At 38.5% G+C, this 25,901-nt stretch carries 20 protein-coding genes and 1 other annotated feature; of the genes, 11 read left to right on the top strand and 9 right to left on the bottom strand.

All coding sequences use genetic code 11. The features are described from left to right. Positions 1-6: 6 nt before the first annotated feature. The 5 genes from ispE to HMPREF1135_RS11190 form a co-directional block, all read right to left on the bottom strand. Positions 7-885, bottom strand: a complete 879-nt coding sequence (gene ispE, locus HMPREF1135_RS11210; protein ID WP_007595246.1) for a 4-(cytidine 5'-diphospho)-2-C-methyl-D-erythritol kinase — start codon at positions 883-885, stop codon at positions 7-9. Between the two features lie 113 nt (positions 886-998). Beyond that, the gene (locus tag HMPREF1135_RS11205; RefSeq protein ID WP_007595245.1) at positions 999-1,637 is read right to left on the bottom strand and encodes a GNAT family N-acetyltransferase; all 639 of its coding nucleotides are present in this window, start codon (positions 1,635-1,637) and stop codon (positions 999-1,001) included. Continuing rightward, a complete protein-coding gene (locus tag HMPREF1135_RS11200; RefSeq protein ID WP_007595243.1) occupies positions 1,615-2,133 on the bottom strand; it encodes a peptidylprolyl isomerase in 519 nt (172 codons plus the stop codon). The genes HMPREF1135_RS11205 and HMPREF1135_RS11200 overlap by 23 nt, the downstream gene beginning before the upstream one ends. Positions 2,134-2,279: 146 nt before the next feature. After that, positions 2,280-3,716 (bottom strand): pyruvate kinase, encoded by a 1,437-nt coding sequence (pyk, locus tag HMPREF1135_RS11195; protein WP_007595242.1) that lies wholly within the window; start codon positions 3,714-3,716, stop codon positions 2,280-2,282. Positions 3,717-3,831: 115 nt separating this feature from the next. Continuing rightward, on the bottom strand, positions 3,832-4,653 hold the full coding sequence (locus HMPREF1135_RS11190) for a hypothetical protein (protein ID WP_007595239.1): 822 nt from the start codon (positions 4,651-4,653) through the stop codon (positions 3,832-3,834). A 181-nt stretch (positions 4,654-4,834) separates the two neighbouring features. Then, positions 4,835-5,079 (top strand) — a binding site (T-box leader). 61 nt (positions 5,080-5,140) lie between these two features. Here HMPREF1135_RS11190 and aroF point away from each other — a divergent pair. The 11 genes from aroF to HMPREF1135_RS11135 all read left to right on the top strand — a co-directional run bounded on the left by aroF (position 5,141) and on the right by HMPREF1135_RS11135 (position 19,556). Beyond that, the gene (gene aroF / locus HMPREF1135_RS11185) at positions 5,141-6,154 is read left to right on the top strand and encodes a 3-deoxy-7-phosphoheptulonate synthase (protein WP_007595238.1); all 1,014 of its coding nucleotides are present in this window, start codon (positions 5,141-5,143) and stop codon (positions 6,152-6,154) included. Between the two features lies 1 nt (position 6,155). Next, the gene (gene trpE, locus HMPREF1135_RS11180) at positions 6,156-7,619 is read left to right on the top strand and encodes an anthranilate synthase component I (RefSeq protein WP_007595235.1); all 1,464 of its coding nucleotides are present in this window, start codon (positions 6,156-6,158) and stop codon (positions 7,617-7,619) included. Next, positions 7,616-8,182, top strand: a complete 567-nt coding sequence (locus HMPREF1135_RS11175; protein WP_007595233.1) for an anthranilate synthase component II — start codon at positions 7,616-7,618, stop codon at positions 8,180-8,182. Before trpE ends, HMPREF1135_RS11175 begins: the two co-directional genes overlap by 4 nt. Before the next feature lie 231 nt (positions 8,183-8,413). Continuing rightward, positions 8,414-9,430: an anthranilate phosphoribosyltransferase gene (gene trpD / locus HMPREF1135_RS11170; protein WP_007595231.1), complete on the top strand. Its 1,017-nt coding sequence runs from the start codon at positions 8,414-8,416 to the stop codon at positions 9,428-9,430. Next, positions 9,423-10,226: an indole-3-glycerol phosphate synthase TrpC gene (gene trpC / locus HMPREF1135_RS11165; protein ID WP_007595229.1), complete on the top strand. Its 804-nt coding sequence runs from the start codon at positions 9,423-9,425 to the stop codon at positions 10,224-10,226. Before trpD ends, trpC begins: the two co-directional genes overlap by 8 nt. Further along, entirely contained in the window at positions 10,213-10,824 is a 612-nt protein-coding gene (locus HMPREF1135_RS11160) for a phosphoribosylanthranilate isomerase (RefSeq protein ID WP_007595228.1), read from the top strand. The genes trpC and HMPREF1135_RS11160 overlap by 14 nt, the downstream gene beginning before the upstream one ends. Then, the gene (trpB, locus tag HMPREF1135_RS11155) at positions 10,811-12,001 is read left to right on the top strand and encodes a tryptophan synthase subunit beta (RefSeq protein ID WP_007595227.1); all 1,191 of its coding nucleotides are present in this window, start codon (positions 10,811-10,813) and stop codon (positions 11,999-12,001) included. The genes HMPREF1135_RS11160 and trpB overlap by 14 nt, the downstream gene beginning before the upstream one ends. Then, on the top strand, positions 11,994-12,764 hold the full coding sequence (trpA, locus tag HMPREF1135_RS11150; RefSeq protein WP_007595226.1) for a tryptophan synthase subunit alpha: 771 nt from the start codon (positions 11,994-11,996) through the stop codon (positions 12,762-12,764). Before trpB ends, trpA begins: the two co-directional genes overlap by 8 nt. 229 nt (positions 12,765-12,993) lie before the next feature. Beyond that, the gene (locus HMPREF1135_RS11145) at positions 12,994-17,256 is read left to right on the top strand and encodes a 2-hydroxyacyl-CoA dehydratase (protein ID WP_007595225.1); all 4,263 of its coding nucleotides are present in this window, start codon (positions 12,994-12,996) and stop codon (positions 17,254-17,256) included. 111 nt (positions 17,257-17,367) lie between these two features. Next, positions 17,368-18,792: a putative DNA modification/repair radical SAM protein gene (locus HMPREF1135_RS11140; RefSeq protein ID WP_007595224.1), complete on the top strand. Its 1,425-nt coding sequence runs from the start codon at positions 17,368-17,370 to the stop codon at positions 18,790-18,792. Beyond that, complete coding sequence (locus tag HMPREF1135_RS11135; protein WP_007595223.1) at positions 18,792-19,556, top strand: TIGR03915 family putative DNA repair protein; 765 nt, start codon at positions 18,792-18,794, stop codon at positions 19,554-19,556. Before HMPREF1135_RS11140 ends, HMPREF1135_RS11135 begins: the two co-directional genes overlap by 1 nt. Before the next feature lie 87 nt (positions 19,557-19,643). On the opposite strand, the gene HMPREF1135_RS11130 is transcribed toward HMPREF1135_RS11135, so the two are convergent. The 4 genes from HMPREF1135_RS11130 to HMPREF1135_RS11115 form a co-directional block, all read right to left on the bottom strand. Beyond that, positions 19,644-21,341: a peptide ABC transporter substrate-binding protein gene (locus HMPREF1135_RS11130; RefSeq protein ID WP_007595220.1), complete on the bottom strand. Its 1,698-nt coding sequence runs from the start codon at positions 21,339-21,341 to the stop codon at positions 19,644-19,646. Positions 21,342-21,814: 473 nt separating this feature from the next. After that, entirely contained in the window at positions 21,815-22,381 is a 567-nt protein-coding gene (locus HMPREF1135_RS11125; RefSeq protein WP_007595218.1) for a GrpB family protein, read from the bottom strand. A 155-nt stretch (positions 22,382-22,536) separates the two neighbouring features. Further along, positions 22,537-24,189 carry a peptide ABC transporter substrate-binding protein gene (locus HMPREF1135_RS11120; RefSeq protein WP_007595216.1) on the bottom strand — a complete coding sequence of 551 codons (1,653 nt, stop codon included), beginning with the start codon at positions 24,187-24,189 and terminating at the stop codon, positions 22,537-22,539. A 29-nt stretch (positions 24,190-24,218) separates the two neighbouring features. Then, complete coding sequence (locus HMPREF1135_RS11115) at positions 24,219-25,880, bottom strand: peptide ABC transporter substrate-binding protein (RefSeq protein ID WP_007595205.1); 1,662 nt, start codon at positions 25,878-25,880, stop codon at positions 24,219-24,221. Between the last annotated feature and the right edge of the window lie 21 nt (positions 25,881-25,901).

Below are 25,901 nucleotides of genomic sequence, written 5' to 3'. Positions count from 1 at the left end.
ATCTTTCTATAGTGTATTTGTAATCTGTATATAATTTATTCTGTCGTCTTTTTCCAATATTTCTTTGGTCTTTATCATATCCTCATCATTTTCATAGATACCGAATATTGCGGTTCCGCTTCCGCTCATAAGAGCTCCAAGACAATTGTTATCAAGCATCTTTTGCTTGATATCCGCTATTAAAGGCAAAAGTCTTATAGAAGGCACCTCCAAAATATTGTCGAGTCTCCCGGCAATTTTTTCTATCTTTGTCTTATCGGCTTCATCACTCTCTATAACCGAAACCATTTCACCTACATCTTTATGTATAAATCCTGCCTTATTAAGGCCGTCTATATCAAGGCTCTCATATACCTTTTTTGTAGAAAGACCCGCTTTCGGTTTTACTATTAAAAGTTTCATTTTCGGTAAGGGGCTTAATCGCCTAAGCTTTTCTCCGATTCCGCTTGCCAGTACCGTTCCTCCCATTATACAAAAAGGTATATCCGCACCTAGGCTTGCTCCAAGCTCCAAAAGTCTCTCATCACTTACACCGAGTGTAAAAAGCTCATTTACCGCTTTTAATGTAGCAGCCGCATCTGCGCTTCCCCCTGCCATACCTGCTTCCATCGGGATATTCTTTTCCAGCAAAACCTCCACTCCGAATGTCTTTCCGGTTTCCTTTTGCAAAAGCGCTATGGCCTTGTATATAAGATTGGTCTCATCCATTGCAAAATCCGTATTGTATGATTTAAGTAATATCTTTTTTTCTTCAAGTTCTTTAATTTCAAGTACGTCAAATATATCAACATTTGTCATAACCATTTCTACTTCATGGTAACCGTTTTCTTTTCTTCTCAGTACATCCAAGCATAAATTAATTTTTGCAAATGCCTTCACTTTCATTCAATAAACCTCTGTATTTTACTGCCCCTAAAAATATTGTTCCTAAAATTATACATTAAAATTTGTATAAAAACAACAGTTAGGTTTTTCTAACCTGCGTATGCAATTAAACATCACTCTATTAAAATTTCATTTATTATCACACCAAGTTTTTTAGCAAAACTAATCGATACTATATTTGATTTGTCTATTTGTGCATATACATCAATTATTTTTACAGACTCTCTTAAGTAATCCAGTAAATACCTGCATACTTTAAATGTATATCCGCACCTTCGGTATCTTTCTTCAGTCATATATGAAATATAACATTTTCCGTCTTTATTGTAAAATCCTGCCAGACCCATGAACCCGTTATCATTTTCAAATACATATAATCCGTAGCCGTAGAAATCGTAGTGAAAGGAAATATATTCCTGTAAGTCATTTTTTGTTTTAAAAGGAAATTCTCCAAATTGAGATAAAATTTCAAAGTCGTAGGGTCTCATCTCACGAATATTCATACCTTCCACCTTGCCTATATTAAAAGGCATACCCAGAGTTCTGCAGGCAACCTTCTTTATATATTCCTCATCAATGTCTTCAAGACTTTCCACCGCATATTTTGAAACCGATATATCTATATCTTCTTTACCGAGTACAGCAATTGTGGCCTTGTGAGAGTTAAATGCCTCCCACAAAGCCACATTTTCATCAGATATCAATATATCACAATGCTGTCCTGAAACATTAACACTTTTCAGGAGCTTCATAAGTCTCGCCGAATGTATCCACTGTCATAGTTGCAATCTTCTGCTCTGTATTCGGTCTGTCATTGTAATCTGTATCTGCAGCTGCAATTCTGTCAACTACATCCATTCCCTCGATTACCATTCCGAATGCGGCATATGCTCCGTCTAAATGAGGTGCATCCTGATGCATTATAAAGAACTGTGAACCTGCCGAGTTCGGGCTCATAGCTCTTGCCATTGAAATAACTCCTCTGCTGTGTGCCAAATCATTCTGGAATCCGTTCTGATTGAACTCTCCCTTGATTTGATAGTCAGGACCGCCCATTCCGTTTCCCTGTGGGCATCCGCCCTGTATCATAAATCCTGAAATTACTCTGTGGAATGTAAGTCCGTCATAGAACTTCTCATTAATCAGGCTGATAAAGTTTCTTACAGTGTTTGGAGCTACCTCAGGGTAAAGTTCGATTTTGATTACTGAGCCGTCTGTCATTGTTAATGTTACTATTGGGTTTTTCATGTTTTCTCTCCTTTATAATCCCAATAAAGTCACCCGAATGTATACATCCTTGTGACTTTATTTATAGGACCTTTACGGTCATTCATTTATCTGTATTTTACCATAATTCTACTTATTTTTGTATAAAAAGTATGCTAATTTATTAATTATTTTACTATCTCGACCTGCATTGTATTTGTATATTTTGCAGGTCCTCTCTCAATTTTATCAGGTATGATGCCTGCTGTAATTACTACAAGGTCATTTTCCTTAATGTACTTTCCTGATTTTAATATCTCAACCGAAGATGATATAAGCTCATCTGTAGTATCCGCTCTCTTTGCCCATACAGGAACTACGCCGTAGAAAAGCTGCATCTGACGAACTGTTGAAATACTTGGACTCATTCCGTAAACAGGTATACTTGATCTCCACTTTGAAAGCATTCTTGTGGTGAATCCTGTAATTGAAGGTGCTATTATTGCTTTTGCATCCAATTGGTCTGCTGTATATACTGCTGCATAGCCAACCTGGTTTGAAATATTCTTCTTATCCATCTTATTTACTTTTCTGCCTCTGTAAAGTGCATGGTCAAGATGTGTTTCCGTCTCTTTTGCTATCTTTACCATCATTTTGAGCGCTTCAAGAGGGTACTTACCCATTGCGGACTCACCTGAAAGCATTATTGCATCCGTACCGTCATATATGGCATTTGCAACGTCTGAAACCTCAGCTCTTGTAGGTCTTGGGTTTCTTATCATTGAATCAAGCATCTGTGTAGCTGTAATTACAGGCTTTCCCGCTACAGAACATTTTTCAATAATCTTTTTCTGTATAAAAGGTAATTTTGCAGCATCAATCTCAACACCCATATCACCTCTTGCAACCATGATACCGTCACTTGCTTCGATGATATCGTCCATATTGTCGATACCTTCCTGGTTTTCAATCTTTGAAATAATCTGGATAGTTGAACCCTTCTCCTTTAATATTTCTCTAATCTGACGAACCGCATCTCCGTTTCTTATAAAAGAAGCCGCAATAAAGTCAAAACCGTTGTCACAGGCAAATTTTACATCTTCGATATCCTTCTGCGTAAGTGCTGGCAGCTTTATAGAAACTCCCGGTACATTTACACCCTTTTTCTCTCCAAGCTCACCGCCATTTAGAATTTTAGTATGTATATCGGCTCCTTCAACAGATATTACCTCAAGCTCGATAAGACCGTCATCTATAAGTATCCTGTCTCCCGCCTTTACATCATCATTAAGACCGCTGTAATTGATAAAGCCTTTCTTATCATTTCCCACACATTCGTTTATTGTAAGTGTATATTCATTTCCGGCTACTAAAGTTACCTTCTGACCGCCTTCAAGTAAACCTGTTCTTATTTCAGGACCCTTTGTATCAAGCAGTGCAGCCACATGCTTTCCTGTCTCTTCTCTAACTTCTCTCAGTATATTCAGTCTGCCAAGATGCTCCTCATAATCACCATGTGAAAAATTGAATCTGGCAACATCCATTCCTGCAATCGCCATATCTTTCATAAGTTTTTTATCATTTGTGTTTGGACCCATGGTACAGATAATCTTTGTTCTCTTCATTTCTTTTCCTCTTTATTTTTATAAGCGTAAATACTACCGCTCATTTTTAAATGTATCAAGATATATTTAAAAATGAGCGGCAAACCAATAATACTTCAAAATACGGATGTAAGCTCTATTCCACATGAATATGTGTATATAAATGGTCTGAGCAATACTCCAAATTCCCCTTACATTTAGAACAGAATCTAAACTCCAGTGTATCGTCATCTTTTTCGGTTCTTCCGCAAACCGCACATTTATGTATCGACTCACCTGCCGGTCTTATCTTGGCCGCCTTTTTAAATTTCGCCCTTCCGGCTATATTCTTCGGTGATATTCTATACCAGTTTCTTGTAAGTAAATAGAATATTATAAAGTTAAACAAGCTAAGCCCTATTGATACCTTTGTAATGACGCCACCCATTATAAAACTATATGCTTCAATAAGTAAATATACAAATGCCAAATATTTTGCCTTTATCGGTAATACAAAGTATACATAAAAGCTCATCTCAGGATAAGTTGCTGCAAAAGCCAAAAATATTGACATATTCAGGCTGTCGGGTGTTAGAGGATAATAACTTACAAAATCTCCGTATATTGCATACAGCACAAATGCTCCAACGATAAGGAAGAAATATCCCATAAACATATAGAGATTAAATCTGAAACTTCCCCAAACCCTTTCAAGATTGCTTCCGAGATTATAATACAAATACAGCATTATAGCCCCGAAAAATATACTTTGATCCGGTGCATACATAGTCCATGTAATAAGTCTCCACACCTGACCCGAAAGTATTTTAGGTATATCCAACGATAAATAATTATAATATATTTCAATATTTATCAAGGATATAGCAAAACCTATACTATATAATACAGTCAGATACATCATCAAATTTCTGATTGCATATCTGCCGAATTTTCTTTCCAATTTTTCTAAAAAACCCATCGCACTCCTTTCTTACATCTATTTTTTGATGGACTTTGTGTATTAAAGCCTTTTGCCAAAGAATACGCGCCTATTATAACATTTATACTGCTTGTATGTAAATGATTTGAGTTTTTTAGTATACACCTAAAAATATTTTTGTTGACATAATAAAAATTTTATATTAGAATTCAAAAAAATAATCAAACCGTTGATATGGAGATAAAGTTAGTCATGACTTCACAGAGAGTCCGGGAAGGTGAGAGCCGGATAAGAAACAGTCTAGCAAATGGACCATGGAGGGTGTAGTCAAATGCTTCGGCAAAGTATACTACAACGTACGCATACGTCAGTTGCAAGGGATATGTAGGTATCTTAAAGTGCACAGGTCATACTGTGAATCAAGGTGGCACCGCGATTTTTTATTGTTGAAATTTCGTCCTTGACAAATATCAGCCTTTTTAGGTTTTTATTTGTCAGGGACTTTTTTGTTTACTCAGGAGGACTTATGGTTTTTATATTAAAAGCAGGCATCAGTGAAGAGGCGATACAAAACTTTAGAAAAGAATTTGAAGATATCGGATTTGATACAATATATGCACCGGGAACGGAACATACGGCAGTTTGCTTAATCGGCAACACTTCAAAAATAGATATGGACACTATAGTAGCAACTCATCCGATAGTTGACTACGGAAAAAGAGTTACAGAAACATATAAGGCTGCAGGCAGAACAGTTCATCCTGATGATACTGTCATAAAGGTAAACGACATCAGTATAGGTACCGGTACATTTACCGTTATTGCAGGACCTTGCAGTGTGGAAACAAGAGATCAGATTACAATGGTTGCAAGAAGTATTAAAGACAGCGGAGCTGTAATACTTCGTGGAGGAGCATTTAAACCGAGAACTTCTCCTTACGCTTTCCAAGGACTCGGTAAGGAAGGGATTGACTTTTTGGAAAGTGCCAAGGCCGCAGTCAATATTCCGATTATCTCTGAGGTTATGAATCAAACACAATTACCGCTGTTTGAGAATGTTGACATCATTCAAATCGGTGCAAGAAACATGCAAAACTTTGATTTACTTAAGGAAGTCGGAAAGTTGAACAAGCCTATACTTTTAAAGCGTGGACTTTGCAACACTATTGAGGAATTCCTTATGAGTGCCGAATATATCATGGCATCAGGCAATGAAAATGTCATACTTTGTGAGCGAGGTATCAGAACCTTTGAGACTGCCACCAGAAATACTTTGGATCTTGGAGCGGTCGCACTTTTAAAAGAGAAAACTCATCTTCCGGTACTGGTGGATCCAAGCCATGCGGTGGGCATCAGATCGCTTGTACCGCCGCTTGCAAAGGCCGCACTTGCTGTAGGTGCTGACGGCATTATGGTTGAGGTACACAATGATCCGGCTAAAGCATTATGTGACGGTGCACAATCACTTGACCTTGATCAGTTCGCTGCCCTTATGGATGAAATCAAAAAAAGAGTTGTACTTGAAGGAAGGACATTATAGTATGTATTACCCTACATTAAATGAAATAGAAAAAATAAAAGAAAACAAAGAATACACTCTCGCACCGGTCAGTATGGAAATATTATCCGACTTTATCACACCTATTGAAGCGATAAGGATTCTAAAGAAAGCATCTACACATGCCTATATGTTGGAATCTGCAAAGGCTAACGAGAGTTGGGGAAGATATACATTTCTCGGATTTGATCCCACTCTTTCAATCAGCTGTAATGACGGCAAAATAAATGTGGACGATGAAGAATTTGAGTGTAGCGATCCTACCGGATATCTTAGAGATTTGTTGAAAAAATACAAAAGCCCGAGACTTACCTCTCTACCTCCTTTTACAGGCGGTTTGGTCGGATATTTTTCATTTGACTATATAAACTACAAGGAACCGAGTATCAAAAGAAATGTAGAAGATTCCGAGGGCTTTAAAGATATTGATGTAATGCTTTTTAAAGATGTGATTGTATTTGACCATGTAAAGCAAAAAATTATCCTTATTACAAATATTTCACTTAATGAAGATACTCATATCGCCTATGAGAACTCTGTTAAAAGACTTGAGAAAATAAAAAATCTTTTATTTTCGGGTGAGAAATCCTATGAAACAGGAAAACTGCTCTCTGAAGTAAAACCTTTGTTTTCACAAAACGAATTTTCAGAGATGATTGCAAAGGCAAAGCATCATATCAAGGAGGGCGATATATTCCAGATAGTACTTTCAAACCGCTTGCAGGCAGACTTTAGCGGAAGTCTTTTTGATACCTACAGAGTGCTTAGAACGGTAAACCCTTCACCATATATGTTTTATTTTTCAGGTACCGATGTTGAGATTGCGGGAGCTTCACCTGAAACTTTGGTAAAGCTTGAAGACGGAATACTTCATACCTTCCCACTTGCGGGTACAAGACCGAGAGGAAAAACAGAGACTGAGGATCTGCTTTTGGAAGAAGAATTACTTGCTGATAAAAAGGAACTGGCTGAACACAACATGCTTGTAGACCTTGGAAGAAATGACCTTGGTAAGATAAGCAAATTCGGAAGTGTAAAGGTGGAAAAATTCCACTCTATAGAAAGATATTCGCATGTAATGCATATAGGCTCTACTGTAAGGGGTGAAATAAGACCTGAAAACGATGCACTTGATGCACTTGAAGCAGTTCTTCCTGCAGGTACCCTCTCAGGAGCACCTAAGATTCGTGCCTGTCAGCTTATCGGCGAACTTGAAAACAACAAAAGAGGAGTTTACGGAGGAGCTATAGGATATATTGATTTTACCGGAAATATGGACACCTGCATTGCCATCAGACTTGCCTATAAGAAAAACGGAAAAGTATTTATCAGAAGCGGTGCCGGTATTGTAGCCGACTCGGAGCCTGATAAGGAATATATGGAAAGCATAAATAAGGCAGGCGCTGTAGTCGATGCGCTAAAAAAGGCACAGGAGATAAACAAATGATTTTATTGATTGATAATTATGACAGTTTTTCCTACAACCTGTTTCAAATGGTAGGTGAAATTAATCCTGATATAAAAGTAATAAGAAATGATGAAATGACTGTGGAAGAAATAAAAGCTCTTGCTCCAAAAAAGATTATTATCTCACCGGGTCCCGGAAGACCTGAGGATGCAGGTATAATTATAGATGTAATAAAGGAGCTTGGACAAAGTATTCCGATTCTTGGAGTTTGTCTTGGACATCAGGCAATCTGTATGGCATTCGGAGCAACGGTAACCTATGCCAAGGAGCTGATGCATGGAAAAGACTCTCTTACATATTTTGATACCTCCGGTACTATATTTTTAAATTTACCCCCGGAAAGTAAAGTTGCAAGATATCACTCACTTGCCGCAAGCGAGGATACAATTCCTGAAGAATTAAAAGTGGTAGCAAGAACAGATGACGGCGAAGTAATGGCAGTAGAACATAGTCATTACCCAATCTATGGAGTGCAGTTTCATCCGGAATCCATAATGACAGAATACGGGAAGGAAATGTTGAGGAATTTTATACAGAATTGAAATTTTAGCCATACATTATAGGTTTTATTTTGTAATCCCTGTAGCGATTAGTTCTTTCGCAAAAGCGAGATAGGATTAAGCAACCGAGGACTTGTTTGAGTGTAGTTCGCTGTTCTTCAAGCGAACAAACGAGTTCCGCAGGTTGCGTAAAATCCTACGAAGCTTTAAGAAAGAACTGCGATTGGGATTACAAACTTTAAAACCTATAAGATAATGAACTGAAAGGATACTATGATTAAGGAAGCTATTGTAAAAATTGTAAATAAAGAAGATTTAACTTTTGATGAAGCTTATGCTGTGATGAATGAAATTATGAACGGTGAGACTTCGCCTACACAAAATGCCGCATTTCTTGCAGCTCTTTCTACAAAGAGTGCAAAAGCTGAGACCACACAGGAAATCGCAGGTTGTGCTATGGCTATGAGAGAGCATGCCACAGCTGTTGATACGGATTTTGACCTTTTTGAAATAGTGGGTACCGGCGGTGACAATGCATGTAGCTTTAATATCTCCACCACCTCAGCTTTGGTAGCTGCTGCCGGCGGTATGAAAGTAAGTAAACACGGAAACAGAGCGGCTTCTTCAAAATGCGGTACTGCAGACTGCCTTGAGGCATTGGGCGTAAATATTGAAGAAGATCCCGATAAATGTAAAGAGCTTTTGGAAAAGGTCGGCATGTGCTTTTTCTTTGCTCAAAAATATCACAGTTCTATGAAATATGTAGGAGCTATAAGAAAAGAGCTTGGGTTTAGAACGGTTTTTAATATACTGGGACCTCTTACAAATCCGGCAAAACCGAAGCGCCAGCTCCTTGGAGTATATGATGAATACCTTATAGAACCTCTTGCAAAAGTGCTTGTGGATCTTGGAGTTACAAGAGGTATGGTAGTATACGGTATGGATAAGCTTGATGAAATATCACTCTCCGCTCCTACCAAGGTTTGCGAGATAAATAACGGATCACTCACCACCTATGAGATAAAGCCTGAAGATTTCGGTCTTACACGCTGTGAAAAACAAGATTTGGCAGGTGGTGATCCTAAGGAAAATGCAGCCATTACTCTTGCCATATTAAACGGTGAAAAAGGCCCTAAAACAGATGCGGTACTTTTAAATGCCGGAGCGGCTCTTTATATAGGTGATAAGGCAGGCAGTATACAGGAAGGAATAGATCTTGCAAGAAATCTTATCGAAAGCAAAAAAGCTCTTAAGGTTTTGGAGGATTTTATAAGAGTAAGCAATGAGTAAAGAAATAACTATTTTAGATACAATAGCCACATATACAAAATGGCGAATTGAAGAGCAAAAGAAAAATATTCCGCTGTCTTTGATAAGATCTGAAGCCGAAAATATTCAAGCACCAAAATTCAGTTTTGAAAATGCCTTAAAAAAACCGGGATTATCTTTTATATGTGAATGTAAGAAAGCTTCACCATCTAAAGGTATTATTGCAAAGGACTTCCCGTATCTGGCAATTGCAAAGGAATATGAGGAGGCAGGTGCAGACTGTATATCGGTGCTTACAGAACCTAAGTGGTTTCTTGGAAGTGATAAGTATTTAAAGGAAATATCAAATACAGTTACTCTCCCACTGCTTAGAAAAGATTTTACCGTAGATGAATATATGATATATGAAGCAAAAGCAATGGGTGCATCCTGTATCCTTTTGATTTGCTCCATATTATCGGTTGAAGAGTTGAAGTATTTCAAAGATATAAGTGATGATCTGGGACTTTCCACCCTTGTGGAATGTCATGACGAGTCTGAAATCGAAAAAGCCTTAAAGATAAATTCCCGTATGATCGGAGTAAATAACAGAAATCTAAAGGACTTTTCCGTAAACACGAATAACAGTAAAAGACTTCGAGACCTTGTGCCTAAGGATATCTTATTTGTTTCAGAAAGCGGTGTAAACAGCCCTGAAGATATAAAAAATATCATTGATATGGGAGCCGATGCCGCTTTGGTAGGTGAAGTCCTTATGCGTGCGGAAAATAAGAAATTCACTTTGGATTGGTTAAAGGGTAGATATGACAAAAATTAAGCTTTGCGGCATAAAAAGTGAAGAAGATATCAAGGTAATAAATGAAGTATTACCTGATTATATAGGCTTTGTATTTGCCGAAAAAAGTAAAAGATATATATCATTTGATACGGCAAAAATACTTAAAAGCAGGCTTGATAACAGAGTAAAGGCTGTGGGTGTATTTGTAAATGAATATATTGAGAATATAGCCTATCTTGCCAAAAATAAAATCATTGATATTGTTCAGCTTCATGGAAATGAAGATGACAGCTATATAAATACATTAAAGCAAAAGATAAATGTACCTATAATATATGCCTATCAGATAAAATCAAAGGCTGATATAAAATCAATAAATAAGAACACGGATTTTATCTTATTGGATGCGGGAGCAGGCTGTGGGGAGACCTTTGATGAAGCCTTACTTGACGACTTTGACAGAGAATATTTTTTAGCAGGCGGACTCTCAATAGATAATGTAAAAGAAAAAATAATTAAACTAAATCCATTCGGTGTGGATGTAAGCTCGGGAATAGAAACCGAAGGCAAAAAAGATGCCGCTAAGATAATAAAATTTGTAAATTTAGTAAGAGAGGTAGACAATGACAGATATTAAAGGAAGATTTGGAGTTCACGGAGGACAGTATATCCCTGAAACTCTTATGAATGCAGTAATAGAATTGGAAAAAGCATATAATCATTATAAAAATGATCCTGAGTTTAACAAAGAACTCAATTATCTTCTAAATGATTATGCAGGCAGACCTTCAAAACTTTATTTTGCAAAGAAAATGACTGAGGACCTTGGCGGTGCAAAGATTTATTTAAAGCGTGAGGACCTTACACATACAGGTGCACATAAGATAAATAATGTTCTCGGACAGGCACTGCTTGCAAAAAAGATGGGAAAGACCAGACTTATTGCAGAAACAGGCGCAGGACAGCACGGTGTTGCAACAGCAACCGCGGCGGCATTGATGGGTATGGAATGTGTAGTATTTATGGGTGAAGAAGACACAATTCGCCAGGCACTTAATGTATATAAGATGAGGCTGCTTGGTGCTACAGTTATCCCTGTAACAAGCGGAACAAAAACTCTAAAAGATGCCGTTTCAGAGGCTATGAGAGAATGGACAAGCAGAATAGATGATACTCATTACTGCCTAGGCTCCGTAATGGGACCTCATCCTTTCCCTACTATAGTCAGAGATTTCCAGGCCGTAATTTCAAAAGAAATTAAGGAACAAATACTTGAAAAAGAAGGCAAATTGCCGGATGCCGTACTTGCCTGTGTAGGTGGCGGCTCAAATGCCATAGGCAGTTTTTACAATTTTATTGAAGACAAAGATGTAGCACTTATCGGTTGTGAAGCGGCAGGAAAGGGAATTCATACATTTGAAACAGCCGCTACTATAAATACAGGAAAGCTCGGTATTTTCCACGGTATGAAATCCTACTTTTGTCAGGATGAATACGGTCAGATAGCACCTGTATATTCCATCTCTGCAGGACTTGACTATCCGGGTGTAGGACCTGAGCATTCATATCTTCATGATATAAAAAGAGCAAGCTATGTACCTATAACGGATGATGAATCAGTAGAAGCATTTGAATACCTCTCTAAAATGGAAGGTATCATACCTGCCATAGAGTCCGCTCATGCTGTTGCTCATGCCATGAAAATAGCACCTAATATGAATAAGGACCAAATTATTGTAATCACAATCTCCGGAAGAGGTGATAAGGATTGTGCGGCAATTGCAAGATATAAAGGAGAAGACTTACATGAATAAGATATATGAAGCATTAAAAAATAAAAAAGCGTTTATACCTTTTATCACCTGTGGTGACCCTGATGTTGCAACTACAAAAGCTGCAATACTTGAAATGGTAAAAAACGGAGCCGATTTGGTGGAAATAGGTATACCCTTCTCAGATCCAACTGCTGAAGGTGTGGTAATACAGGGCGCAAATATTCGTGCCCTTGAAGGCGGTATTACCACCGACAAGGTATTTGATATGGTTGCGGATCTCAGAAAGGAAGTTACTGTTCCACTTGTATTTATGACCTATGCCAATGTAGTATTTTCCTACGGTCCTGAAAAGTTCTTTGCCAAATGCAAAGAGATAGGTATTGACGGCATTATACTTCCCGATATTCCTTTTGAAGAGAGAAATGAATTCCTTGATATTTCTGAAAAATATAATATCGATCTCATCTCTCTTATTGCACCTACATCAGATGACCGCATTGCAATGATTGCAAAAGAAGCCAAAGGCTTTTTATACATCGTATCAAGCCTTGGTGTAACAGGAACCAGAAGTGAGATCACCACTGATTTAAACTCCATAGTAAAGATAGTAAGAGAAAACACCGATATTCCATGTGCTATAGGCTTCGGTATTTCAACTCCCGAACAGGCTAAGGAAATGAGTCAGATAGCAGACGGAGTAATCGTAGGTTCAGCCATCATAAAGCTCTTAAAACAATACAAAACCAAAGCTCCTTCTTATATCGGAGCCTATGTTAAAGAGATGAAAGACGCTATTTTGTAATCTTTAATACACTTTTAACCTCTTATTCATTGCCTTATTCCTAGCAATATGCTATGATATAAAATCATGTTTTCACATGTGTGGTTTTGTGTGCAATTTTATTTTTCAAAATAAAAGGCATGTTCAAGCTACTGATTTTAACGGATTGTAAGGTATAATCTTGCAACCGGGTTTCACAGGGGCATAGCCCCATATTATATAATCACAAGCTTATAAAAGAGGTTATAATATGCAAAACACAGAGAAAACCTATGTACTTGGTATAGACATAGGTTCGACTACAGTCAAAATTGCTATCCTTGACAGCAAACATGAAGTAGTATTTTCAGATTATCGCAGACATTATGCAAATATACAGGGGACTTTGGCGGCACAGCTCTCAGATGCCTTTGAAAAAATAGGGGAAGTGAATATCATTCCGATGATCACCGGCTCAGGCGGTCTTACCCTTTCAAAGCATCTAAAGTCAACCTTTGTACAGGAAGTTGTCGCAGTTGCAACCGCACTGAAGGCTGTTGCACCTCAAACCGATGTTGCAATAGAGCTTGGTGGAGAAGATGCAAAAATCATCTACTTCACAGGCGGTATCGACCAGAGAATGAACGGTATATGTGCCGGAGGTACAGGAAGCTTTATCGATCAGATGGCTTCTCTCCTCCAAACAGATGCTATAGGACTTAATGAATATGCAAAGAGTTATAAGTCAATTTATCCTATAGCCGCAAGATGCGGAGTTTTCGCAAAAACGGATGTACAGCCGCTTATCAATGAGGGAGCTACAAGAGAGGACCTCTCCGCTTCCATTTTTCAGGCGGTGGTAAATCAGACTATTTCAGGTCTTGCCTGCGGTAAGCCTATAAGAGGTCATGTGGCATTCCTTGGAGGACCGCTGCACTTCCTTTCAGAACTTAAGCAGGCATTTATAAGAACACTGAATCTTACAGATGAATATATTGTAGATCCTGACAATTCACATCTTTTTGCAGCCATAGGTGCGGCACTTAACTGTGAGAGCAAGGATGCTATGATCGGTATTTCAGATCTTATTGCCAAGCTTAAAGAAGGTATTGAGATGGCGCATGAGATTGCCAGACTTGATCCGCTCTTTGAGACTGAGGCTGATTATGAGGAATTCAGCGGAAGGCATTTCGGCCATAGCGTAAAAACTGCCGAGCTTGAAGATTACAAGGGCAATATATTCCTTGGAATAGATGCCGGTTCCACCACCACAAAGATTGCTTTGGTAGGTGAAGACGGCAGCCTTCTTTGGAATTTCTATTCAAATAACAACGGTTCCCCACTGGCTACAGCTATCTCGGCTATAAAGTCGGTAAAGGAAAAAATCAATCCTGAAGCAAAGATTGTATATTCATGTTCCACAGGATATGGTGAGGCACTTCTAAAAGCCGCCTTCATGCTTGATGAAGGTGAAGTTGAAACAATTGCACACTACTATGCAGCTGCATTCTTTGAGCCTGAGGTCGACTGTATACTTGATATCGGAGGTCAAGATATGAAATGTATCCGTATCAAGGACGGTACAGTAGACTCCGTACAGTTAAATGAGGCCTGTTCAGCAGGTTGCGGTTCATTTATCGAGACCTTTGCAGGTTCGTTGAACTTCTCGGTTCAAAACTTTGCAAAGGAAGCATTGTTTGCAAAGAATCCTGTAGACCTTGGTACCAGATGTACCGTTTTCATGAACTCAAATGTTAAGCAGGCACAAAAAGAAGGTGCTACCGTAGCCGATATTTCAGCCGGTCTTGCATATTCGGTTATAAAAAATGCTTTATTTAAGGTTATAAAAATCTCAAATGCGGCAGATCTTGGAAAACATATAGTTGTACAGGGTGGTACATTCTACAATGATGCAGTACTCCGTGCACTTGAAAAGATTTCAGGCGGTTTTGTTACAAGACCTGATATTGCCGGAATAATGGGTGCATTCGGTGCGGCACTTATAGCCAGAGAAAGATATGAAGGAAAGCAGACCACCATGCTCTCTCTTGATGATATCATAGCACTGCAGTATGACACATCCATGACCAGATGCCGTGGCTGTAACAATAACTGTGTAATGACGGTAAACAAATTTGAAGGTGGAAGAAACTTCATATCAGGAAACAGATGTGAAAGAGGTCTTGGTAAGGACAGAGTTAAAAAGGATGTTCCAAACCTCTATGAATATAAATATAATCGTATGTTCGGCTATGATCCGCTTACAGCCGACAAGGCATTCAGAGGTACTATCGGTATACCGAGAGTTTTAAATATGTATGAGAACTTCCCGTTCTGGGCTGTATTCTTTAGAAACCTCGGATTCAGAACAGTGCTCTCTCCTATGTCAACAAAGAAGATATATGAGCTTGGTATTGAATCAATCCCAAGTGAGTCTGAATGTTATCCTGCAAAGATTACACATGGACATATTTCATGGCTTATAAAGAATGGTGTTCGTACTATATGGTATCCATGTATACCTTATGAAAGAAATGAGCAGCCGGATGCCGGAAACCATTTCAACTGCCCTATCGTTACTTCATATGCTGAGAATATCAAGAATAATGTGGAAGAAATCCGAGAGACAAATACCAGATTCTTGAATCCTTTCATGGCATTTACAAATGAAGAGGTACTTACAAATCAGCTTATCAAGGTAATGAAGCAGGAATTTGACATAAATGAAAGAGAAGTAAAGTTCGCTGCACATGCGGCATGGACAGAGCTTATTCAGTCAAAGAAAGATATCGAAAGAGAAGGTGAAAAGACTATAGAGTGGCTTCATAAGAACAACCGCCACGGTATAGTTCTTGCCGGAAGACCATATCATGTGGACCCTGAAATACATCATGGTATTCCTGATATGATCACTTCATTCGGTATTGCCGTACTTACAGAGGATGCGGTTTCTCATCTTGCCAAGATAGAAAGACCTGTTATCGTAAGCGATCAGTGGATGTATCATTCCAGACTCTATGCTGCTGCAAGTCTGGTAAAGCAGGATGATTGCCTTGACCTTGTACAGCTAAACTCCTTTGGTTGCGGACTTGATGCCGTTACCACAGATCAGGTAAGTGATATACTTACAGGTTCAGGAAAGATCTATACGGTACTTAAGATCGATGAGGTGAACAATCTCGGTGCCGCAAGAATTCGTATACGTTCGCTTATCGCTGCACTTCGTGTAAGAGATAAAAAGAACTTTGAGAGAAAAATACACTCTTCCGCTTATCACAGAAAAGTGTTTACAAAGGAGATGAAGGATGAATATACAATTCTTTGTCCACAGATGTCTCCTATACATTTTGACCTTTTGGAGCCGGCGCTCAATGCCTTCGGCTACCATGTAGAGGTACTCCAAAATGATTCACGTTCCGCTATAGACTGCGGATTAAAGTATGTAAACAATGATGCCTGCTATCCTTCACTTATAGTTGTAGGACAGATAATGGAGGCACTTCTTTCAGGAAAATACGATCCGAATAAGACTGCCATTTTTATGAGCCAAACCGGTGGAGGATGTAGAGCCAGCAATTATATCGGCTTTATCAGAAGAGCTCTTGAAAAAGTGGATATGGAACAGATCCCGGTAATCTCAGTAAATGCCAACGGCATGGAGACAAATGAGGGCTTCAAAATGACTCCTGCAATGATAATAAAAGCAATGCAGGCTGTTGTATACGGCGATCTATTTATGAGAGTCTTGTATGCTACAAGGCCTTATGAAAAGGAAAAAGGCGCCGCCAACAGACTTCATAAAAAGTGGAGAAATCGTGTTATTGATTCACTTTCTGTAAGAAAGCCGAACTTCGGTGAGTTTAAAAGAAATATAAGAGCTATTGTAAAGGATTTTGATAATCTTCCAAGACTCAATATCAAAAAGCCTAGAGTAGGTATTGTAGGAGAAATCCTTGTTAAATTCTCTCCTCTTGCAAACAACCATATAGTTGATTTGCTTGAAAAAGAGGGTGCTGAGGCTGTAATGCCTGACCTTTTGGACTTTTTACTTTACAGTTTCTATAACAGTAACTTTAAAGCTGAGAACCTCGGTATGTCAAAGAAATCTGCATTTATGGCAAATGTAGGTATCAAGGTACTTGAGGCACTAAGAAGTGATGCAAGAAAGGCACTTGAAAAGAGTAAGCATTTCATCGCTCCTTCAAGAATCGATCATCTTGCAAATATGGCAAAGGATTATGTATCTGTCGGAAATCAGACAGGTGAGGGTTGGTTCCTTACCGGAGAGATGCTTGAACTTATAGAGACCGGTACTCCAAATATTGTTTGTACACAGCCTTTCGGTTGTCTGCCAAACCATGTCGTGGGTAAAGGTGTTATAAAAGAGCTTCGCCGTTCACATCCTGAAGCAAATATCATAGCGGTAGACTATGATCCGGGTGCTTCAGAAGTTAACCAGCTGAACAGAATTAAGCTGATGCTTGCAACAGCACAGAAGAATTTGAAAGAACAAAATAAGAAAAGCATATCATAAAGAAGGGAAGCTACCGGATATCATATCCGAGTAGCTTCTTTTTTGGATAAATATTTGAGAAGAAAATACCGCCTTAAATATCCATAAAAACCCCTGTTGACACACGAACGTATGTTTGTGTATAATTTATTTATGATAAACATATGTTCTAATGATGATATTTTTAAAAAGCTTGAAATACTCTCAGATGCCGCTAAATATGATGTTGCCTGCACCTCAAGCGGAGTGGATAGAAAGGGAAAGGGAGGAATGCTTGGCAATAGCGTAGCCTCAGGAATATGCCATACTTTCAGTGGTGACGGAAGATGTATTTCCTTGCTTAAGATACTTATGACAAACCATTGTATTTTTGATTGTAAATACTGTATCAACAGAAAAAGTAATGACATACGCCGTGCATGCTTTACTCCAAGAGAAATCTGCGAGTTGACTGTGGAATTTTACAAAAGGAATTATATTGAAGGGTTGTTTTTAAGTTCCGGTATAATTAACAGTCCGAACTTTACTATGGAAAGGATCTGCGAAACTCTTATTCTGTTAAGAAGCGAATACATGTTTAACGGCTATGTCCATGTTAAGGCAATACCGGGTGCCTCTGATGAATTACTTTTACAGGCCGGCTCTCTTGCAGACAGAATGAGTGTTAATATTGAGTTTCCAAGCGAATCAAGCCTCAAAAAATATGCTCCCAATAAAAGCTTTAATCTTATATCAGATCCTATGAAAAAAATAAAGGATTCCATAGAGATGAATAGGTTAAGTACCGGAAAGAGTTCGAAGCTCCCAAGAAGCAATATAAATAAATATCTTCCCGGAAGTATATTTAATGATGTAGCCCAAATTGAAGGGGATAATATTTTAAAATCGTCACTCATCACCAAACAGGCTGATATTCGCCCCTTTGTACCGTCAGGACAGAGTACACAAATGATTATCGGTGCCGGTGATGACAGCGATTATACTATACTTATGACTGCACAAAATCTGTATAAAAGCTTTGATTTAAAAAGGGTATTTTATTCCGCATATATTCCTATTAATGAGGATTCATCACTGCCAAATCCCGACACACCTGTGCCGCTTTTAAGAGAGCACAGACTTTATCAAGCTGACTGGCTTATTAGATTTTACGGTTTTAATGCACAGGAGCTTCTAAGTAAAGATAATCCGGACTTCAACACCTATATGGATCCTAAATGCAATTGGGCTGTTAAGCATTTGGAGTTTTTCCCTGTCGAGGTACAGACAGCCGATATGGCAAGTTTACTTAGGGTACCCGGTATCGGCCCTAAGGCGGCAAGAAGAATTGTAACTTCTCGCAGATACTCACTGCTTGACTTTAATTTCATTGCCAAGATGGGTGTAGTCTTAAAAAGGGCACAGTACTTTTTAACCTGCAACGGAAAAATGATGTACAAAACCTTATTGGATGAAAAATATATAACAAATAGACTTATCGGATTAAACGGTAATGAGAACCGTCAATACAGCACCGAAAAACAGTTGTCTCTATTTGATGATTTTGGGTTAAAATAATGAAAATATTTACATACGATGATAACTTCTACGCTTTGGCATCATGTATATACACAACTTGGGAATACAGTCTTTGCCATAAGGATGAAAATATAATACTGCAGAAGCATTTATTTACACAGCAAAGTCTGTTTTCGGAAATTGTATATGTAAGCACAGATATTACTAAAGCAAAAAAGGTTATAGAAAGTGTTAAGCACAAGATTTCCATACAAGCATATGAGACTGTTTATATGGCTTTTTTATATTATAAAGATACGGGAAATGATATTTATAATTATCTAAGGCTTGCTTTTAAATATGGTAAAAAAATCAATTATATGTCGGGTGAGGAAGCTGTTATGAAACTTTTAAAGTTTCAAACAGCAGTAAGTCGAGAGATTCATTCCTATAAGGAGGTGACAAGATTTAAAGAAGTGGATAAGGATATGTTTTTGGCAACTATAGAACCGAAGCATAATATACTTGCCGAGCTCTCCTATCATTTTAAAGATAGAATGCCTTCTCTTAACTGGATCATTATAGATTCTTCAAGAAGTATTGCTCTGATTCACCCAAAGGACAGTGAATGTTATCTGCAAATCGTTGAAAAAAATGAACTTGAAGCTGCTACGAAATTAAATGACATTAAAAATCCTTATTCAAAACTGTGGAAAGTATTCTTTGAAAACATTTCAATAGAGGAAAGGGGAAATGTAAATCTACAAAGACAAAATTGTCCTCTAAGAAAAAGAAAGTATATGACCGAATTTATAGATGAATGACAATACCGAAATCCAAAACCGGGTTGTCGTTTAAAATTAACGACAACCCACCTTTTATACTAAAATGTATACTTTTTTATTCAATTCTTACTCAGCTATATCGGCATATTCAAAGTGCCAGAAGCCGTCAGGTGAATGCCAGCTGCCTGTTATCTTATCACTCTGAAGATAGAAATCATTGTAATAAAGAAGCGGAACCATAGCTGTATCCTTCATTATGAAGTCTTCAGCCTGATGTAAGTATCCGAACCTTGTCTGCGGATCTTTCTCTGTAGCCGCCTTGCCCATAAGAGCATCGAACTCAGGATTGCTGTACTTGGCATTGTTATTTCCGTTTCCTGTTAATGCAAGCTCCAAGATATTTGAAGGGTCATTATAATCCATTACCCAACCGTCTCTTGCTATCTGATAGTTACCCGATCTTCTCTGTGGTGTAAATGACTTCCACTCAACGATATTCACCTGTACCTTAAGACCAAGCTCACCCCATGCCTGCTGTAAATACTCGGCAATCTTCTTGTGATAACTTGCATCATTGGTTGAGTAAACCATCTCAGGTAAACCGACACCGTTCTCATATCCTGCTTCTTTTAAAAGCTCTTTAGCCTTTGCAAGATTACCTGCATGATCATCAATATTTATATAAGCTGATTTATCTGTTATATTATCCTGCCATGCTGTGCCGTTCCAGTCTGTTACACCTTCACTTACAAAGCCGCTTGCAGGAGTATATGTACCTGCTGTAATTGTCTCTGAAATATACTTTCTGTCTAAAGCAAGTGAAAGCGCCTCTCTTACTTTAGGATCCTTGAACTCATCTAAGGTAGTATTTAAGTCAAGATAATATGTTCCAAGTATAGGATCTATATGGAAATCCGATCTATCCTTTAATGTTGTAATCTCCTGTGTAGGAACATCCTTAATCATTAAAGCATCACCTGATTCATATGCACTGAATGTCGCATTCTGGTCCTGCATAAGAAGACATTTGATACCGTCAAGCTTTATGGAATCCGCATCCCAATAGTTCTCGTTTTTCTCAAACATAAGGTAACTTCCCGGTTCCCATCCTGTAAGCTTGAAAGGACCTGTTGAAACATATGTCTTAGGGTCGATACTCCAACCGTCAGGATTTGCCTCTACCACTTCCTTCTTTACAGGTGAAAGTGAAGCAAATGCAGCAAGCTTATCAAAGTATGGTGTAGGCTTTGCCATATGTACAATCAAAGTCTTATCATCCGGTGCCTCTACTTTTAACTTTGTAGGATCAGGATCTACTGTGGTATTACCGTCAGCGTCAGGTTTTCCGACAGCGTCATCATAACCTTCCACCATTCCCAGCACTGTCTGTGCATATGGTGCGGCAACACTCGGATCAACCAATCTCTGCCAGCTGTATACAAAATCATCAGCTGTAAGAGCTGAACCGTCGGACCACTTTAAGCCGTCTCTTAAGTGGAATGTCCATGTAAGCTGGTCGTCACTTATTTCATACTTCTCGGCAAGTCCCGGTACAACTTTTCCGTCTTTGTCCATCTTTAAAAGATTGTCAAAGGCAAACAATATGTAGTTTGCTCCGTCTACGGCAGAGTTGAGTGCAGGGTCAATTGACTCTACATCAGGTCCGAGCTGAATTGTAAGTATCTTCTTACCTGTTTTTGTACCGTCACTTTGCGCACTCTTACTGTCAACAGCCGAATCACTTCCCGACTTTGCGCCGCCACACCCTGAAAGGGCCACTGCACCGGCTATTGCCAATGCCACAACAATAAATCTTTTCTTCATTAAATCCTCCTCCATTTCAATTACATTTTTTAAGCAGAATCTGATACTTGAAATTACAATCCTCAGAGCATTTAGCTTAAAAACTCTAAACACCCAAGCAATGTTTTAACTATACCTCCGGTATCAACTTCAGCTTTATATACTTTATGCATTTTATATGCAATTTGTATCCATACTTGAAATTATAAGATTTGTACAAATCTATTTATTAAATAACTATATAAATCTTAAGTTTATTCAAACATATGTATAATTATACTATAATAAAATATATTTGTCTACCCCTAAATAATCCGCCTGCTATAATCCAAAAAATATTTACCGGGGAGTGTTTTCTAAATTACCTTTTATAGCCACTTTTCCTTTTTATATTTGAACAAAAAACATTAAACCGATTGATTTGATTTACTGTTTTGTCAACTGCCCTGTTATAGCTTATATTTAGTTTTTAAGCTAGGCTAAACGGAAGCTGTTTAATATTTTCCTACATATTCACTTTTTGCTAAATTCGTATATTTGTTGATAAAATCTGTTTTTGCATTTGTATATCCATCTCTATCATGTTCAAATTCTTTCCAAAGAGATAATTTTAAAATTTCATATTCTTTAGCTGTTTCACTATGCTCTTTCAAATAATCTCTGAAATACAATTCAGCATTATCTCCTGCAATTCTAATATGAAGATGAAATACTTTTTCTGCAAATCCTTGTTCTGTATACCCTTTGTTTAAAATAATACGAGTTTCAGACATATTCATACATAGCCAACCATTATCTATAAGAATATTCTTTACAATATTTAAGTCTTCCTTATTTCTCACTTCAACCAATATATCCACAATATTTTTTGCCCATATTCCTGATATGGCTGTGCTGCCGATATGAGATATTCTTCTTATATTTTTATTCGGAACTATTGATAAAATCGATTTTCTTTCTTCTTCATACCATTGTATCCACGCTTTATTATATTTAACTAAAAATATCGGAAACAGTTGCCAAAGTTCTTTTAAGCTCATTTCCTCTAATTTTCTATTCATACCTAACCACCTTTTTTCTCTCTGAATATTATTTATATTATAGCATTTTACGGCATCTTTTCCACCACCGTTAAAGGTGCTGTCTCACTACCTATATCCCCAATGTGGAGCATTAAAAAAGAGCCGGAAACCAAGTTCCGACTCCATATAATATATTATTCTGCTATATCGGCATACTCAAAGTGCCAAATACCGTCTGAAGTATAGAAGCTGTCTTTTATCTTATCGCTCTGAAGATATGTCTCATTTTGATACATCAGCGGAATAACCCCTGTATCTTTTAAAAGAAGTTCCTCAGCCTGATGAAAATATCCGAATCTTGTCTTTGCATCAGACTCATTTGCAGCCTTATCAAGCAGTGCATCAAACTCAGGGTTTTTGTATCTTGAGCTGTTGTTTCCGTTTGAGCTGTATGCACACTCAAGAAGATTTGAAGGATCGTTGTAGTCCATTACCCATCCGTCTCTTGCTATCTGATAGTTTCCGGATCTTCTCTGCGGTATAAATGACTTCCACTCAACGATATTTACTTCAACATTTATTCCAATCTCTTTCCAAGCCTGCTGTAAGTACTCTGCAACCTTCTTGTTGAGACCTGCATCATTTGTTGTATATGACATAGCAGGAAGACCTGCTCCGTTCTCATGTCCTGCTTCCTTCAAAAGCTCCTTAGCCTTTGCAAGGTTTGCATCAAAATTGTCATTATCGTAGTATACAGACTTATCTGTGATATTGTCAGCCCATGCGCTTCCGTCCCAATCCACTACACCATCAGGGATAAAGCCTGTTGCAGGTGAATTTATACCTGCAGTAATAGTATCCGCCATATACTTTCTGTCAAGTGCAAGTGAAAGTGCCTCTCTCACCTTAGGGTCCTTAAACTCATCCAAATCATTGTTGATATCGATATATGATATTCCAAGCTTAGGACTGGACTTATAATCCGGTCTCTTCTGCATTGTTGTTATCTCCTGTACAGGGTAATCCTTAATCATTAATGCATCTCCAGACTCATATGCGCTGAAAGCGGCATTCTGATCCTGCATAAGGAGACATTTAATACCGTCAAGCTTTATGGCATCCTTGTTCCAGTAATTTTCATTCTTTGTAACCAACAAATAGCTTCCCTGCTTCCACTCTGTAAGCTTGAAAGGACCTGTAGAGATATATGTCTTAGGATCAAGACTCCATCCGTCAGGATTTGCCTCTACTACATCTTTCTTTACAGGTGAAAGTGATGCAAATGCCGCAAGTCTGTCAAAATAAGGTGCAGGATGTGACATATGAACTACCAAAGTCTTGTCATCCGGTGCCTCTACATTAAGCTTTGTGATATCTGGATCTATTGTAGGATTACCGTCTGCATCAGGCTTACCGATAGCCTCATCATACCCCTCTACCATTCCAAGTACAGTCTCTGCATATGGTGCGGCAACCTCAGGGTCAACCATTCTCTGCCAGCTATATACAAAGTCATTAGCTGTAAGTTTTGAACCGTCTGACCACTTAAGCCCGTCTCTTAGATGGAAAGTCCAAGTAAGTCCGTCATCGCTTACTTCATATTTTTCAGCCAAGCTTGGGGCTATCTTGCCGTCCTTATCAAGTCTAAGCAAGTTGTCTGATATCATTGTGATATAGTTTGCACCGTCAGCTGACTGATTAAGTGCAGGGTCAATTGTTTCAACATCAGGTCCTTCCTCGATAGTAAGAATCTTTCCGCTCTTACTTGCGGATTTTGAACCTCCACATGCTGAAAGTGCTACTGCTGCAGCAATTGTCAGTGTAGCCAAAAACAATCTTTTTCTCATAATTCTTCTCCTAAAATTCTAATAATTTTTTATTCTGCAATATCGGCATACTCGAAGTGATAGATACCGTCAGCTGTATGATAGCTGTCTTTTACCTTATCGCTCTGAAGATACATCTCATTGTAGTAAAGAAGCGGTGTTACACCCATATCTCTCATAAGCATCTCCTCGGCCTGATGGAAATATCCGAATCTTGTCTGTGGATCCACCTCTTTAGCGGCTTTCTCTAAGAGTGCATCATACTCAGGATTTGAATACTTTGAGCTGTTGTTTCCGTTTCCTGTCTGTGTAAGCTGAAGGATATTTGAAGGATCGTTATAATCCATTGCCCAACCGTCTCTTGCTATCTGATAGTTTCCGGATCTTCTCTGTGGTGTAAATGACTTCCACTCAACTATATTAACTTCTACATTAACTCCAAGCTCTTTCCATGCCTGCTGTAAATACTCGGCAATCTTCTTGTGATAAGCTGAATCATTTGTTGAATATGTAAGTGTAGGAAGTCCTTCGCCGTTCGGATGTCCCGCCTCAGCCAAAAGCTCTTTAGCCTTTGCAAGGTTACCTGCGAAATCGTCAACATTTATATATACCGAAGGATCTGTAATATTATCTGACCAAAGTGATCCGTCCCAGTCTGATGTACCGGCACTTACAAAACCTGTTGCAGGAGTATATGTACCTGCTGTAATAGTCTCTGAAATATACTTTCTGTCAAGTGCAAGTGAAAATGCCTGACGAACTCTCGCATCCTTAAACTCATCCAATGTATTGTTCAAGTCGATGAAATATGTTCCAAGCTGTGGATCAAGGTGATAGTCGGATCTCTTTTGCAATGTTGTGATTTCCTGTGTAGGAATATCCTTAATCATTAAAGCATCTCCCGACTCATATGCACTGAATGCGGCGTTCTGATCCTGCATAAGGAGACATTTGATACTGTCAAGCTTTACGGCATCCTTGTTCCAATAATTCTCATTTTTCTCAAGCATTAAATAGCTTCCCGATTTCCACTCTGTAAGCTTGAACGGACCTGAAGATATATATGTCTTAGGATCAAGTGTCCATCCGTCAGGATTTGCCTCTACTACATCCTTTTTTACAGGTGAAAGTGCGGGAAATGTTGCAAGCTTGTCAAAATAAGGTGTAGGTGATGACATATGAACTACCAAAGTCTTGTCATCGGTTGCCTCAACACCAAGTTTTGTAACATCAGGATCTATTGTAGGATTACCGTCGGCATCAGGTAAACCTATAGCCTCCTCATAACCTTCCAACATTCCGAGAGTTATCTCCGCATATGGTGCGGCAACCTCAGGGTCGATCATTCTCTGCCAGCTGTATACGAAGTCATTAGCTGTAAGATCCGAACCGTCCGACCACTTTAATCCGTCTCTTAAGTGGAATGTCCATGTAAGTCCGTCATCGCTTACTTCATATTTTTCAGCCAAACTTGGAGCCACCTTACCTTCCTTGTCAACTCTTAACAAGTTGGCAAAAAGATATGTGAGATAATTTGCTCCGTCGTTTGTTGTATTGAGTGCAGGGTCAATTGATTCCACTTCCGGTCCCAATTCGATAGTAAGAATCTTGCCTCCCGACTTTGTAGCCGACTTTGATCCGCCACCGCCGCAACCTGCAAGTACAAGTGCACCGGTAAGAACCAATGTAGCTAAAACCAATTGTTTCTTCATAAATCCTCCTAAATATTTTTA

This window comes from Lachnoanaerobaculum sp. OBRC5-5 (genome assembly GCF_000296385.1).
Taxonomy (GTDB): domain Bacteria; phylum Bacillota; class Clostridia; order Lachnospirales; family Lachnospiraceae; genus Lachnoanaerobaculum.
This window is presented reverse-complemented; position numbering and strand designations above follow the sequence as displayed.